Here is a 14,857-nt window from a genome sequence, read left to right as displayed (position 1 = left end):
CCGGCCTGCTTCGGACCTTTATTGCTATTGCTTTTAAATTGAAATTTACTGTCTCTTCGCAACTTCTCCCTGCTGTTTGTAGATGGAGTCTGCATCGACTGCGGTGCGGACGCTGGAGAGCGGGTAGACGCTGCTGTTCTTTCCAATGACGGTCCCCGGATTTAATACAGAGCCGCAGCCTACTTCTACACAGTCACCAATCATGGCGCCGAATTTCTTTAAGCCAGTTTCGATGTCGCCGTCTTCTGCGTGTACTTTGACCAGTGCTTTATCGGAACGAACGTTGGAGGTGATGGAACCTGCGCCCATGTGTGCTTTGTAGCCCAGAATGGAATCGCCTACATAGTTGTAGTGCGGTACCTGAACACCGTCAAACAGAATCACATTCTTTAATTCCGTGGAGTTTCCTACTACTGCTCCCTTGCCAACGATAACTTTACCGCGGATGAATGCGCAGTGACGCACTTCTGCCTCCGGTCCGATGATGACCGGCGCAATGATGCCTGCGGTCGGTGCGATGTGGGCAGATTTGTGAATCCAGATGCCCTCTGCCGGGTTTGCGTACTCATCCTTCGGAAGGGTTTCGCCCAGGCGCTCTACAAAATCACCAATGTGAGCCAGAACTTCCCACGGATAAGTAAACTGTTCTAACAGTTCTTTCGCCATGCTGTTCTCCAGGCTGTACAGATCACTGATCTTCATTTCTTCTTTTTTCATGATCATATCCTCTTTTCTTTCTTAAAGATATATACTCAGCTGCCTTTGAAAAGTGCAGGAGGGTTTCTGTTCTGTATGATTCTTTTCCAGACCAGGCTGCCTTACTTTTTCGAGTAGTTCTGCCCGGCTGTCTCAAAATATTCCCGGAGCTGATACTGGTTGTTCAGGCGCAAAACCCCGTAGGTTCTTCCAGCTACGAAACGTTCCAGTTTTTCCATATACTCGTCCGGAGTGATGGAGCCCTCTGCCACATAGGTAAGCCCCTTCTCCCAGCTTGCCGTCAGTTCCGGATTCAGAAGCTGGCGGATGGATGCGCCGACCACATCAAACACCAGCTCTCCTAAAAGCGTTGGCGTGATGATCTGGGTCTTGCCATTTAACGCCAGGTATTTGATATTGACCAGCTTTTTGAGGATTTCCGCGCGGGTCGCGCTGGTGCCGATGCCGCTTCCCTTGATCTGGGCGCGAAGTTCCTCGTCCTCAATAAGCTGTCCTGCGTTCTCCATTGCCAGGATCATGGAACCGGAAGAATAACGTTTTGGAGGGGATGTTTCCCCTTCCTTGATGGCAAAGCCATCCACCGGAAGCTGCATGCCCTTTTTCAGGGAAGCCAGCATAGTAATGAATGCCGGATTTTCCATATCCTTTTTGTTGATTTCGGACTCGTCCTTGTCATCTGTCTCCCCGTCTGCCACCTGACCGCCGGATGCTGCGGTATCATCCGCTTTCTTCCGCTTCGGCACCTCGGCCACCTTTAAATAGCCCTGCTCTGTAAGCACACGGAAGCTGGTAAAGAAATGCTCCTGGCCACAGGTCAGCTCCAGCGCATACTTCTGATAAATCGCCGCAGGATAAAAAATGCTTAAAAATCTTCTGGCAATCACCTCGTAGATTTTCATGCACAATGGTGAAAGACTGCGCATGGCACCAAATCCCTGCCCCGTCGGTACAATCGCATAGTGGTCCGTGATCTGTTTGTCATTGACATATCGGGTCTTCATAATCCCCTGATAAGACCCCTGGTCCAGGATTTCCTGGGCAAAGCCTTTCATTGGCTCAAAATTTTTCAAACCTCCGATATTCTTTGTTATTTCTTTGGCTACAGCTGTTGAAAGTACGCGGGCATCAGTACGCGGATAGGTTACCAGCTTTTTCTCATAGAGTTCCTGCACGACCTTCAGGGTTTCATCCGGGCTGATCTTGAACATTTTTGAGCAGTCATTCTGAAGCTCTGCCAGGTTATAAAGAAGCGGCGGATTCTTAGTTTCCTTCTTGCGTTCCACTTTGCTTAAGACACCCACTGGCGGATCTGTTTCTTTCAGCTGTGTGATCAGCGCCTCTGCATCCTCCCGCTTTTTAAATCCATTTTCCTTGTATAATTTGGGTGACTGGAAATAACGGGAACCATCCACGCTTCTCCACTCTGCGTCAAACTTCATATCCTGGGATAAAAACGTGCCGATCACCCGGTAAAATGGCGTCTTCACGAAATTGCGGATTTCCCTCTCCCGGCGCACCACCATACCGAGCACGCAGGTCATGACCCGGCCCACGGAAAGCACCGTGCGGTCCGCCTTCAAAAAAGCAGAAATCGTCGGGCCATATTTTAAGGTGAGCAGACGAGAAAAGTTAATGCCCATCAGATAATCTTCTTTCGCCCTAAGATAAGCAGAGGCCGCCAGGTTATCATACTCACTCCAGTCCTTGGCATCCCGGATGCCGCGCAGGATTTCCTCCTCTGTCTGGGAATCGATCCAGACACGCTTTCTGGTCTTGCCCTTTACACCCGCCATTTGATCTACCAGGCGGTAAATGTATTCGCCCTCCCGCCCGGAGTCGGTACAGATATAAATGGTGTCCACATCCAGCCGGTTCAACAGGCGGCTGACAATGGCAAACTGCTTTGAGACGCCATCGATCACCTGGTACTTGAATTCCTTTGGCAGAAACGGCAGTGTCTGCAGGCTCCAGCGCCTCAGAGCCGGATCATATGCCTCCGGATAACTCATGGTAACCAGATGTCCCACGCACCAGGTCACCACCGCGGTATCGGACTCAATATAGCCGTCCGACCGTCTTGCGGAAATCTTCAGCGCGTCCGCAAACTGCTGGGCCACGCTGGGTTTCTCCGCTATGTATAATGATTTTCCCATAAAATCAGGATTCCTTTCTGTTATTCAGCTTTCGCTTCCTTGATGCCAGCAGCCAGCTTCTTTTTCAGTGTCCTCCAGGCATCTTCATGTTCCACATAATATTTGGGGCAGTTTTTTCCGCTCACATCATGATGCCGGATGATATGCTTTTCATTTAAGGAAAGCTCCTTGCAGAGCCACCCCGTCAGCCTGGCCAGAGACTTGATTGTGGCATCAGTAAACCTTCCGTCCGCATCCGGATGACAGCATTCAATGGAAACGGTATCTTCATTGCGCGGATAATTACCATATGCCACTTCATCTAACGGAATGCACTGCAGAATTGTGCCATCCGCCCCAATGATGTAATGGCTGCTGGCAGACACCGTTTTTGAGCCACTCTGGTCTTTCAGTCCCTCAAAATAATTCCGGTTCTGTATCGCACTGCTTCCCGGGTTAGCCACATAATGGATGACGATGTCCCGCACATGTTCCCGCTTCGTTCCCGGTCTGGAGTAAGGATTTACGGTCAGAAAATCCTGGGTATACCAGTCTGGTGCCTGAATTTCAGAAAGATGCTGTTCTGCTTCCCGGTTCTGGCGCCGATAAAGCAGCATACCTCCCGCAATCAGGATAGCCAGAAACAAAACCGCATCCACAGCAATGAGAAGCCTCATTGAACGACTGGCCTTTCTCACATTTTCCCGTTCCTGCCCCGCGCTTTGCCTGAAACGCATCCGCGCATTCGCGCCTCTGCCTCTTTCGTTTTCATCCTCCTGTGCCATACCGTATCCGCTCCTTTGTATACAAACCTTGTTTCAGTATATCACAATTCTTAAGTCACGAGAACCGTTTTCTCCGGAAAAGAATACAGGCGCACGCAATCTGCGACGCCTGTAAATCTTATTTTGCTTAATGCTGTTTCTGGATGTACCCCTGATAAGCCAGTGTGGTTGCCAGATCCGCATGGCCCAGCATAGTCTGTACGGCCTGGATATCTGCGCCGCTGCTGATCAGGTGCGCGGCAAAGGAATGGCGCAGGGTATGCGGTGTAATATCCACCTGAATTTCAGCCTTGTCCCCGTAATATTTCACGATTTTCCAGAATCCCTGGCGTGACATCTGCTTTCCGCTGCAGTTGGTAAACAGCCAGGTAGATTCATTCCCCTTCAAAAGTTCCGGTCTGGCTTTCTCCAGATAGGCCCGCAGATACTGATTTACCTTTTTGCCAAAGGGAATCACCCGCTCCTTCTCCCCGTCACGGCAGGTAAGAAAGCCCACCGCCAGATTCACATCCTGAAGTTCCAGTCCGATCAGCTCAGATACCCGGATTCCCGTGGCGTAAAGGAGTTCCAGCATAGCTTTATCACGCAATTCTTTTGCGCCCTCTCCTTCTGGCTGCTCCAGAAAACGGTTCACTTCTTCTACAGTAAGAATGACCGGAATCTTTTTCTCAATTTTCGGTGTTTTCAAAAGCTCTGCCGGGTCGCGGCGGATGTTTCCCTCCATCAGTTCATAATGAAAGAACGCTTTCGTGGATGCAAGGATCCGGGATATGGTCGTTGTGGCCTTTCCCTTTCGTTCCAGATAGGAAATGTAGGAATTCAGACTGGTTCTTGTTACCTTAGACGGCTCCTCGATTCCCTGACGCTCCAGATACTCCTTAAGCTGCCTTAAGTCCCTCTGGTAAGATACTATGGTATTTTTCGATGATTGTTTCACATCCTCAAGATAATGGATAAAAGACTCTATCTCTGTCGTCATATTCTTAAACTCCAACTTCCCCAAAAACGGTATTTCCAGTCCATTCCTGCAGTGACGGGCCCGGGCTGTCTTCTGCCCTGAAATCCCATAAAACACGCATATTTCGGCAATGTGAATACCATTATATCCGCATTTTCCTATAAAATCAAACACATATTTCCCACTTTTCGGCCCATTTTGACATGATTAACATAAAAAATACAACATGTTGGAGACGTATTTTCTTCTATCTCAACATGTTGTAATTTTCGCATTGTATTTTTTTAGAACAATTTCACGATCAGCGGGCTGACATAGAGCTCCATCCAGATCCCCCCCGCCAGCAAAAACAAAATGATGCAAAAAAACCGGTCCTTCTGCACAGTCCGGTCCGATCTTCCACTGACCAGAAGCAGGAACAGGCAGGGCAGATAAGCCAGATCCTGAGGGAAACCGGCCGCCAGAAACAAAAAGCCTCCGGCCATGCCGCAGCTCCAGACCAGAAGACTGAAAAACACTCCACCGCAAAAGCCAATGGCAGTTCCCAGAAACAGACTTCCAGTCCGTCGAAGCCTGCTGCAGGTAATGCAGGCCACTGCTGCCACCTGCAGAACCCGGACTGCCAGAAGACAAATTTTCCCGGTACGGCTTCGCACAGCTGCCTGAGCCCAGCATTCTGCCATTCCATGATACAGGATTTCATAATTTACGATATTTCTGTAAAACAGTCCATTGCACAAAAGCACAGCAAGCAGCCATCCAGCCAGAACCGCTGCCGCAAGGACTGTTATGGAACGTTCCAGTCTCATAAAAACTCCATCGTTTTTTCTATCCTATGCGGTCAGCATGACCCGGTATTCAAATTTTTCTCTTTCCTATTTTCCGTATTTTGCCGCGTAAGCCATAATCGCCGCTACGGTCTTGGCATCGGTCATCTTGCCTGTATAAATAAGCTGCTGGAGGTCTTCCACGCTCCAGCGCTCCACGTTGATTACCTCATCCTCATCCAGATGCTGATGGGACGGAATCAGGTTTCTGGCTACAAACACATCAATGGCCTCATCGCAAAACGCAACTGTGGTGTTCAGGCTCATCAGATATTCCAGCTTCTCACAGCGGTATCCGGTCTCCTCCTCCAGTTCCCGGTAAGCGCACTCAATTTTCGGTTCCTCCGGCGCATCCAGTTTCCCCGCCGGAATCTCCAGAGTCTCCCGGTCCAGGGCATTACGGTACTGACGTACCATAAGAAGCTGACCGTCATCTGCCACAGCTACTACAGCCGCAGCTCCGTCATGATGAATATAATCCCAGTGAGCCTCATGACCATTCGCGATCACGGTATCCTCGTATATCTTTAAAATATTTCCGGTATATTTCAGCTGGCGGTCCTTGCGGATGACCGGCTCAATTTTAGCCTTGTTCTCCGGCTGGCCAGCATTCTGATTCTGTTTTTCTTCCATGTTCATGATGAATTTCTCCTTTACTGGATTCCCTTACATTTTGCGTAGCAGGCATCGGTTGCCTTGATCACGGCATTGCGCATGCCATACTCCTCCAGGGCAGCCACTCCTGCAATGGTGGTTCCTCCCGGGGAGCAGACCTTGTCTTTTAAGAGTCCCGGATGCTCTCCGGTCTCCAGCACCATCTTTGCGCTTCCAAGCACGGTCTGGGCCACCAGCTTGTACGCATCTGCCCGCGGAATGCCGTATTTTACGGCGCTGTCTGCCAGCGCCTCAATAAACATATAAACATAGGCAGGAGAACTGCCGCTGGCACATACCACCGCATCCATCAGCTTCTCTTCTACGATCGTCATGCGGCCAAAGGAAGTAAAGAGCGTTTCAATCGTCTGCTTCTCTTCCTCAGAAAACAGTGCCTGGTCATAGCAGACACCCGTCATGCCTTCGCCAACCAGAGCCGGAGTATTCGGCATAGCCCGGACAATGCGGCATTTCTTTCCAAAGCGGGCCTGTAGATTCTCAATCGTGATACCCGGGGCGATGGAAATGATGATCTGTTCCTCTGTCACCGCACTCCGGATTTCTCCGATAACCGTATCAAACTGCTGTGGCTTTACCGCCAGCACCAGACAGGCGCTTTCCTTCGCGCAGGTTACATTGTCTGCGGCGTAAGAAACTCCGGTCTCCGCTGCCACCTGCTCCATATGTGCTTTATTTCTTGCAGAAAAAATGAGCTGATCCGGTGCCACGGTCTTTAAAAGACCTTTTAAGATCGCGTAGCCCATGTTGCCCATGCCAATAAATCCAAACTGTTTCATGTCCGTGTCCTCCTGTGCATATGATAAGTTCATTTTAGCACAAAAGGCGCGTACTTTCCATACGCGCCTTCGTGTGAAAACCTATATTTAGTTCAGAAAATTCCTACCTATCTCCCGTTCGCCTGTTCCATATGAATGGATTTTCCTTTGATGCGGGCGTTTTTCATGCACTCCAGTACTTCCTCTGCGCAGTCCTGCGGAACTTCTACGAAGGTGTACTTGTCGTACATGTCAATGCTTCCCACCAGACGGCCGGAAATGCCAGACTCCCCTGCGATGGCACCGAGGATATCTCCCGGTTTTACCTTCTGGTCTTTTCCGATGTTGATGAACAGGCGGGCCATATCCGCGTCATCCTGATTCTTTCTGCCGCGGCCATTTCGTCCGTCTCTTCCCTTGCCCTCTCTTCTGCCGCGGCCATTTCCACGGTCACCGCGGTCGCGTCTGGAATCCAGATCGTCCAGGGATCTTGCCGGACGGTTGTCGAAGATGATATCCTCATTCTCCTCACCCATGTTCATGCGAAGCAGCGCTGCTGCCAGCTCCAGGGAAGTATAATCCTCCTCTAACAGCTTCTTCTCGATGATATGGGAAATGCGGTTTAAATCCATGTCTGCCAGAACTTCCTTTGCCTGATCCAGGATCTTCTCTGCCTTGATCTCGGTAATGTCATCCAGGGACGGAATTGCCTGCGGAATGATCTTGGTCTTGCAGTAACGCTGGATGTCACGCAGCTTGTATACCTCGCGTCCTACCACAAAGTTGAATGCGATACCTTCGCGGCCTGCACGTCCGGTACGGCCGATACGGTGTACATAGTACTCGTCATCCTGCGGGATATCGTAGTTGAATACTGCCTCTACGTCATCGACATCGATACCGCGGGCAGCCACATCGGTTGCCACCAGGATCTCGGTGCGTCCGTTACGGAAGCTGTTCATGACGCGGTCACGCTGTACCTGCTTTAAGTCACCGTGCAATCCCTCTGCAAAGTAACCGCGGCCCTGCAGCTCGGTTACCAACTCATCCACCTGCTTTTTAGTATTGCAGAACGCTACGGAAAGCTTCGGAGCATACATATCAAGCAGACGGCACATAACCTCTACCTTGGTCTTCGGCTTTACTTCATAATAATACTGGGTTACCTTCGGCACCGTCAGTTCTTTCTTTACCACCTTGACAATCTGCGGATCCTTCTGGAAGTTCTCTGCAATCTTCTGGATCGCTGCCGGCATGGTTGCGGAGAACATCACGGTCTGGCGCTCCTCCGGAAGCTGGCTTAAGATGGTCTCCATATCCTCTAAGAAGCCCATGTTCAGCATCTCATCTGCCTCATCCAGTACTACGGTATGTACCTGGTCAAACTTCACGGTCTTGCGGCGCATATGGTCCATAACACGGCCTGGAGTACCGATGATGATCTGGGTACCGTCCTTTAAACCACGGATCTGGCGCACGATATCCTGTCCGCCGTAGATCGGCAGGATCTTGATGCCGTGCATATACTTTGCCAGATTGCGGATCTCATCTGCTACCTGGATAGCCAGCTCACGGGTCGGGCAAAGAGCGATGGCCTGCAGCTTTTTCTTCTTCGGGTCGATCTTCTGAAGAAGCGGAATGCCGAATGCTGCGGTCTTACCGGTTCCGGTCTGAGCCTGGCCGATGATATCGTAGCCCTCCAGCTCCACCGGAATGGCCTTCGCCTGGATCGGGGAAGCCTCCTCAAATCCCATGTCGGTCACGGCACGCAGGATGCGGTCATCTAACTGTAACTCTTCAAATTTTACTGTTTCCATTCATTTTCCTCATTCTATTTACAATCTGTTTTCGGGTTTCCGAAAGTTTGTTCCAGTGGGGGAACACCTCGGTCTCAGGCATGCAAATACCTGCCACCGACAGATTTTTGCACACAATCACATGAAAAAAGAAGATTCAGGATGGTATTCTGAATCTTCTTCAGCACAATTTTGTATTCTAACATACGGATTTTGGAATGTCAATTTTCTTTTCGAGTGCAATCTGGCATGTGCAATCTGGCAGTATCCATTTTTCACTAATATTAAGAACAGCACCCTACATTCTCAGCAGGATGCCATTCTATTTTCAATATTCTTTAAAAGTTCCGCTCCGGTGATAATCCCTGGTTCGTTCCATAGGTATTATAAATCTGCTCAAAGGTTCCTTTCGGTGCCTGGGCGATAAAGGATGCGCCGCTGCCGTACTTTCCATACAGCTTCATGATCTGGGCCATCTGGTCTTTCTCGATGGCCACGCAGCCGGAGGTGTACTCCTTAAACTCACCGGAGCAGTGTAAAAACAGCGCGGAGCCCTGATTCTTGATGCCGTTCGGATTGAATCCGGCATCGATGGCGTAATCATAATATCCGGCATAGCCGCTGCTGCCAACCCGTTCACCCTCTTTGGAAAGGTCACGGCTCATTTTGTTGGTGTCATCCTCCCAGACATAGGTATCATCCACCTGAATATAATCAGAAGGAAATCCCTCCAGCGCTTTGGCCTGTCCGAACGGGGTATTCATTTTAAATACTCCGATCGGCGTAGTCTTATCTCCGGAGTGACGGTGGTTGCTCATGCCGTTCATACCGAGATGCCCGGTGGTCTCCAGCCGTTTCTCCCAGGCTCCTGCCGCGCTGCTCCGCTCAAAGGCGTAAACATTACAGTTAGAACCGCCGGTTCCTTCCACGATCACCAGCACCCTTGCTTCTTCCGGAAGCACAAAGCGGGATGCGTCTGCGGTCCCCGCCTGGGCCGATGCTGCCGTTACTTCTGTTGTATCTGTCTTACCTTCCATCTGATTTTCTGCCTCCCCGCTTCCGCTCTGCTGCGGTGCGTCAAAACTTACGTTGGTTGCCGCCGCCGTATTCTGTCCACCGCCTGCCGTCAGAACCGGTGCGGAAAGAATGGCTGCCGCCATATAAATTCCTGCATGGATTCCCATGTTTTATCCTGCCTTTCTTCTTTTATACCTTGAACCGATATCCCACGCCCCAGATGGTCTCAATATACTGCGGCTTTGCGGTATTGAACTCGATTTTCTCACGAATCTTTTTGATATGCACAGTTACTGTGGCAATGTCTCCGATGGAATCCATATCCCAGATTTCCCGGAACAGTTCTTCCTTCGTGTATACATGGTTTGGATTCTGGGCCAGAAAAGTTAAGAGATCGAACTCCTTGGTGGTAAAGTTTTTCTCCTCGCCGTTCACCCAGACTCTGCGGGCTGTCTTGTCAATCTTTAACCCGCGGATCTCAATGATCTCATTCTCCGGGCTTCCACTTCCGATCAGGCGCTCATAGCGGGCCAGATGAGCCTTCACCCGGGCCACCATCTCACTTGGACTAAAAGGTTTCGTCATGTAATCATCGGCGCCCAGGCCCAGGCCGCGGATCTTGTCGATATCATCCTTTTTGGCGGAAATCATGATGATGGGCGTATTCTTGACTTCCCGGAACCGTTTGCAGATTTCAAATCCATCCATGCCCGGAAGCATGAGGTCCAGGATCAGAAGATCAAAATCTTCATTCAAGGCCCGCTCTAGGCCCACATCTCCCTGCTCCTCCAGTTCTACTTCAAAACCGCTTAACTCCAGATAATCCTTCTCGAGCTCCGCGATGCTAGTCTCATCTTCAATGATCAGAATTCTGCTGCTCATTTTGTATTACCTCCTGATATTTTCTCAGCACAAAATGCATTTCCGTGCCGATTCCTTCTTTGCTGGTGGCCCAGATGCGGCCGCCGTGATCTTCAATGATCTTCTTGACAATGGAAAGGCCGATGCCGCTTCCGCCCTTGGACGAATTCCGGGAGGAATCCGTGCGGTAGAACCGGTCAAAGATATAGGGCAGATCCTTGGTGGCAATGCCCCGGCCATTATCCTCAATCTCCACCTGAATAAAATCGCCCACATCCTTGATGCGGATGTTGATGATGCCCTTCGGCTTATCCAGATATTTGACAGAGTTGCTGATGATGTTGTTGATGACACGCTTCATCTGCTCCGCGTCGGCAATGACTTCCACATCCTCATTGACATAGTTAAAATACCCCAGCTCAATGCCCCGGGATTCCATATCCAGGCCAACCTCCTCCGCACAGTCACGGAAGTAGCTGTTGACATTGATCTTATTGAAGGTATAGGGAATCTTGTTGGTATCAATCTTGGAATAAAAGGTCAGCTCATCAATCAGCCGGTCCATGTCGTTGGCCTTGTTATAAATGGTACGGATATATTTCTCCAGCTTTTCCGGCGAGGAGGCCACACCGTCCAGAATACCCTCCACATAGCCCTTAATGGCCGTGATCGGCGTTTTCAGATCGTGGGAAATGTTGCTGATCAGTTCCTTATTTTCATTGTCATACTGTATCTTCTGCTCGGCACTCTCCTTTAAACGGATGCGCATCTCCTCAAAGTCCTGACACAGCTCCCCGATCTCATCATCTTCCTCGATATCCAGGGTGAAATCCAGATTGCCATCCCGGATCTTTCTGGTTGCCTCCTGAAGCTTGCTCAGCGGACGCAGGATGGAACGGTACACCCAGATGGTCAGGGAACCGCAGATAAACATCAGCATCAGCACCGCCGTGATCATCAGCTGGGCCACCATAGTTTTGACTTCCGGAGCAAATTCATCCATCCGGTAGACCATAAACAGACGGCCCACCGACAGCATCAGTCCCACAAACATGATTGGGAGGACGCTGAATGTCACGAATGCAATGGCAAGACGCGTTTTTAACTTCATAAAAAATACACCTCTCTCTACTGACTAACAGTATAGCACAAGAGGTGTATTCCGTGTATTAAACTATTCTAAATTTTCAAACAATTACTTAGTTTCCGCACTCGATGCTGATCTCGTTGAACTTCTCCAGAATATGATCGATCTGGATCTGCTTTTTCTCCTCACCGGCCTTGTCAATGATGGCGTGGCCCTGATGCATCATCAGAAGGCGGTTGCCATACTCCACAGCATAGCGCAGGTTGTGGGTAACCATGATGGTGGTGAGGTGTTTCTCTTTTACCACCTTATCCGTCAGTTCCATGATAATGTCTGCGGTTTTCGGATCCAGTGCCGCGGTATGCTCATCCAGGATCAAAAACTCAATCGGTGTCATGGTAGACATAAGCAGTGCCATGGCCTGGCGCTGTCCGCCGGAAAGCACGCCGACCTTCACATCCATCTTATCTTCCAGGCTTAAGCCCAGCATATGAAGCTGCTCCCGGTAAAACTCCACCCGCTGGCGGTTGGTACCCGGGCGCAGATTGAAGGGTTTTCCCTTGTTATCGGCCAGAGCCATATTTTCCAGAATGGTCATGGACGGGCAGGTTCCCATGGCCGGATTCTGATACACGCGGCCGATGCGCTTCTGCCGTTTGAACTCCGGCATGTTGGTGATATCTTCGTTTCCAATTTTAATCTGTCCGGCATCCAGCGGAATGCTGCCGCAGATCAGGTTCAGCATGGAAGTTTTTCCGGAACCGTTGGAACCGACCACAGATACAAACTGACCGTCCTCAATGGAAAGGGAAAAGTCGTTGAACAGGCACATTTCATTGACGGTGCCCGCATTGTAATATTTATGAATGTGGTTTAACTCAAGCATGTGCCTTTACCTTCCTTTCCTTCCGGTTACTGGCAACCAGAATGATCAAAAACAGAACTGCCGTGATCAGCTTTAAATCCGATGCCGCCATACCCAGGGCAATGGCCAGGGACACGCAGGCTTTGTAAACGATGGAACCGAAAATCACGGCGGTGGTCGTTTTCACGCTGTGGAACCGCTTTAACAGCTTGGTTCCAATGATGACACTGGCCAGGCCGATCACCATGGTGCCGGTACCGGTGCTGACCTCAAAGAATCCCTTCTGCTGGCAGTATACACAGCCTGCCAGAGCTACGAAGCCATTGGCCAGAGCCAGACCCAGGATCTTGACCATGCCTTTATCCTTTGCAAGGGAAGTAACCAGCACCTCATTGTCACCGACCGCCCGGAGCAGATATCCGGCACGGGTCTTTAAGAACAGATCCAGCAGAATCTTGCAGACCAGAACGATCACAAACAGGATGATGCTCACCAGATACGGATCCAGCGCCTCCGGTACGACAGATTCCAGAAACGCGTTCTCAAAAATGGTTTCCTTACTGAAGATCGGCAGATTTGCTTTTCCCGCAATCCGAAGGTTAATGGAGTACAGCGCTGTCATCATAATGATGCCCGAAAGAAGATCCCGCACCTTCAGCTTAACATGGATCAGACCGGTAATGCATCCGGCCAGCAGTCCGGCCGCAAAGCTTAAGACCAAAGTCAGGGCCGGATGTACGCCCTTTAAGATCAGCATGGCTGTGACAGCCGCTCCCATCGGGAACGTGCCGTCCACAGACAGATCCGGAAAATCCAGGATTTTGTAGGTAATGTATAAGCCGAGTGCCATAATCGCGTAGATCAGGCCTTCCTCGATGACGCCAATGATGATAGACATGTGTTTCCTCCGATTTCTAAGAGCGTTTATTCTATATTATTAATACGCTCTAGTTGGTTATAATCTCATCGAACAGTGCTGCCGCATTGTCGGAAAGCTCTGCCGGGATGGTGATGCCAAGGTTTTCTGCTACTTTGTTGTTGCCATAGAAAGCTGCCTCTTCAATAACTTCAAAGTTCATCTCGCTTGCTTTCTTCTCGCCCTTTAATACTTTTGCTGCCATCTTACCGGTCTGCTCGCCAAGGCTTACATAGTCCAGTCCAACCGCTGCCAGGCAGCCGATCTTAACCTGCTCGATCTCGCTTCCGAATACCGGAATGTTCTTCTTTGCTGCCTTATCCAGGATAACCGGAAGGGAGCTTACTACGGTGTTATCGGTTAAGTTGTTGATGCAGTCTACTTTCTCTACCAGGGCATCTGCTGCTAACGGAATGTCTGCAGTAGAGGAAATGCCGCTCTCTACGATCTCAAAGCCATACTCCGGTGCTGCTTTCTTGTATTCCTCAATTGCGGAAACGGAATTGATCTCACTGGTGCTATACATGATACCGATGGTCTTTGCATCCGGAAGCATGGTGCGGATCATCTTTAACTGGCTCTCAACCGGAAGCTTGTCGCTGGTACCAGTGATCTCGCCGACCGGAGTTCCGTCTGCGTTTGCAAGCTCTGCCAGAACCGGATCGGTCACTGCGGTGTAGATAACCGGAACGCCTGCGTCCTTCGCTGCGCTGTAAGCACTCTGGGCGATCGGGGTTGCAATGGCACAGATCAGATCAGCTTTCTTGGAGAGGAAGTTGTTCATGATCTGGCTTGCGGTGCCGCCGTCTGCCTGTGCGTTCTCGTAAAGAATGGTCAGGTTCTTGCCTTCCACGATGCCCTCATCTGCCAGGCCCTGTAAAAATCCGGTACGGCAGTTATCTAAGGAGCCGTGCTCTGCGAACTGGCCAATGCCTATGGTATATTCACCATCTGCAATTTTCACACCCTCTGCTGCCTCTGCGGTAGTTTCCTCTGCTGCTGCCTCTGCGGTGATCTCTGCTGCTGTGGTATCTGCTGCGGTAGTCTCTGCAGTCTTGCTTCCGCATCCTGCTAATGTCATCATTGCTGCCATTGCTGCTGCCATCACTTTTACACTTTTTTTCATAATCTTTACCTCCTTAAAATAAAAAAGTCCCAAATACAGATTTTAATCTGTATTTGAGACGAATTCACTTAATCCGCGGTACCACTCAAATTGGTTTGCACCCACTCACCCGTATACTAACATATACGCCGCCAGATAACGGTTGCGGTCTCCGTCAGTCCCTACTCCCTGCTATGTGTTTTGCTCCGGTTTCAGATCTGCCCTCGAAAGTCCATTCAGCAATCCCTTCCATACTGCAATCCCACCACCTGCAGCTCTCTGTGATATCAGCGAAGTGCTTACTCCTCTTTCTCATCGGTTTGTCGTTGTTGGTACTTATCATAATGCGGCAGAATGGATT

Annotated in this window: 14 protein-coding genes and 1 other annotated feature; all 14 genes read right to left on the bottom strand. The window is 50.1% G+C overall.

Annotated elements, in window-relative coordinates:
* Nucleotides 1-45 precede the first annotated feature (45 nt).
* The 14 genes from DWY84_RS12315 to DWY84_RS12250 all read right to left on the bottom strand — a co-directional run bounded on the left by DWY84_RS12315 (nucleotide 46) and on the right by DWY84_RS12250 (nucleotide 14,517).
* Nucleotides 46-717: a UDP-N-acetylglucosamine pyrophosphorylase gene (locus tag DWY84_RS12315; protein ID WP_118533683.1), complete on the bottom strand. Its 672-nt coding sequence runs from the start codon at nucleotides 715-717 to the stop codon at nucleotides 46-48.
* A gap of 101 nt (nucleotides 718-818) precedes the next feature.
* A complete protein-coding gene (locus DWY84_RS12310; RefSeq protein WP_118533682.1) occupies nucleotides 819-2,870 on the bottom strand; it encodes a DNA topoisomerase in 2,052 nt (683 codons plus the stop codon).
* Nucleotides 2,871-2,890: 20 nt separating this feature from the next.
* Nucleotides 2,891-3,634, bottom strand: coding sequence for a peptidoglycan recognition family protein (locus DWY84_RS12305; protein WP_243024843.1), 744 nt, complete (start codon nucleotides 3,632-3,634; stop codon nucleotides 2,891-2,893).
* A 127-nt stretch (nucleotides 3,635-3,761) separates the two neighbouring features.
* Entirely contained in the window at nucleotides 3,762-4,613 is an 852-nt protein-coding gene (locus tag DWY84_RS12300; protein ID WP_118533681.1) for a tyrosine recombinase, read from the bottom strand.
* A gap of 263 nt (nucleotides 4,614-4,876) precedes the next feature.
* Nucleotides 4,877-5,401 carry a hypothetical protein gene (locus tag DWY84_RS12295; protein ID WP_118533680.1) on the bottom strand — a complete coding sequence of 175 codons (525 nt, stop codon included), beginning with the start codon at nucleotides 5,399-5,401 and terminating at the stop codon, nucleotides 4,877-4,879.
* Nucleotides 5,402-5,467: 66 nt separating this feature from the next.
* The gene (locus tag DWY84_RS12290) at nucleotides 5,468-6,052 is read right to left on the bottom strand and encodes an NUDIX hydrolase (protein ID WP_243024844.1); all 585 of its coding nucleotides are present in this window, start codon (nucleotides 6,050-6,052) and stop codon (nucleotides 5,468-5,470) included.
* 20 nt (nucleotides 6,053-6,072) lie between these two features.
* Nucleotides 6,073-6,870, bottom strand: a complete 798-nt coding sequence (proC, locus tag DWY84_RS12285; RefSeq protein WP_118533678.1) for a pyrroline-5-carboxylate reductase — start codon at nucleotides 6,868-6,870, stop codon at nucleotides 6,073-6,075.
* A gap of 107 nt (nucleotides 6,871-6,977) precedes the next feature.
* Nucleotides 6,978-8,666 (bottom strand): DEAD/DEAH box helicase, encoded by a 1,689-nt coding sequence (locus DWY84_RS12280; RefSeq protein ID WP_118533677.1) that lies wholly within the window; start codon nucleotides 8,664-8,666, stop codon nucleotides 6,978-6,980.
* 317 nt (nucleotides 8,667-8,983) lie between these two features.
* On the bottom strand, nucleotides 8,984-9,829 hold the full coding sequence (locus tag DWY84_RS12275; RefSeq protein ID WP_118533676.1) for a hypothetical protein: 846 nt from the start codon (nucleotides 9,827-9,829) through the stop codon (nucleotides 8,984-8,986).
* Nucleotides 9,830-9,851: 22 nt separating this feature from the next.
* Nucleotides 9,852-10,544 carry a response regulator transcription factor gene (locus DWY84_RS12270; RefSeq protein WP_118533675.1) on the bottom strand — a complete coding sequence of 231 codons (693 nt, stop codon included), beginning with the start codon at nucleotides 10,542-10,544 and terminating at the stop codon, nucleotides 9,852-9,854.
* A complete protein-coding gene (locus DWY84_RS12265; RefSeq protein WP_118533674.1) occupies nucleotides 10,519-11,634 on the bottom strand; it encodes a HAMP domain-containing sensor histidine kinase in 1,116 nt (371 codons plus the stop codon). The genes DWY84_RS12270 and DWY84_RS12265 overlap by 26 nt, the downstream gene beginning before the upstream one ends.
* Nucleotides 11,635-11,722: 88 nt before the next feature.
* A complete protein-coding gene (locus DWY84_RS12260) occupies nucleotides 11,723-12,496 on the bottom strand; it encodes an ATP-binding cassette domain-containing protein (protein ID WP_118533673.1) in 774 nt (257 codons plus the stop codon).
* Nucleotides 12,489-13,373, bottom strand: a complete 885-nt coding sequence (locus DWY84_RS12255) for an ABC transporter permease (RefSeq protein ID WP_118533672.1) — start codon at nucleotides 13,371-13,373, stop codon at nucleotides 12,489-12,491. Before DWY84_RS12255 ends, DWY84_RS12260 begins: the two co-directional genes overlap by 8 nt.
* A 49-nt stretch (nucleotides 13,374-13,422) precedes the next feature.
* Nucleotides 13,423-14,517: an ABC transporter substrate-binding protein gene (locus DWY84_RS12250; RefSeq protein WP_118533671.1), complete on the bottom strand. Its 1,095-nt coding sequence runs from the start codon at nucleotides 14,515-14,517 to the stop codon at nucleotides 13,423-13,425.
* Nucleotides 14,518-14,568: 51 nt separating this feature from the next.
* Nucleotides 14,569-14,821: a binding site (T-box leader), on the bottom strand.
* Nucleotides 14,822-14,857 lie beyond the last annotated feature (36 nt).

The sequence above is a fragment of the Clostridium sp. AF27-2AA genome (assembly GCF_003478505.1).
Taxonomy (GTDB): domain Bacteria; phylum Bacillota; class Clostridia; order Lachnospirales; family Lachnospiraceae; genus Brotaphodocola.
Note: the sequence above shows the minus strand (reverse complement) of the source record. Positions and strands in the feature narration are given on the sequence as shown.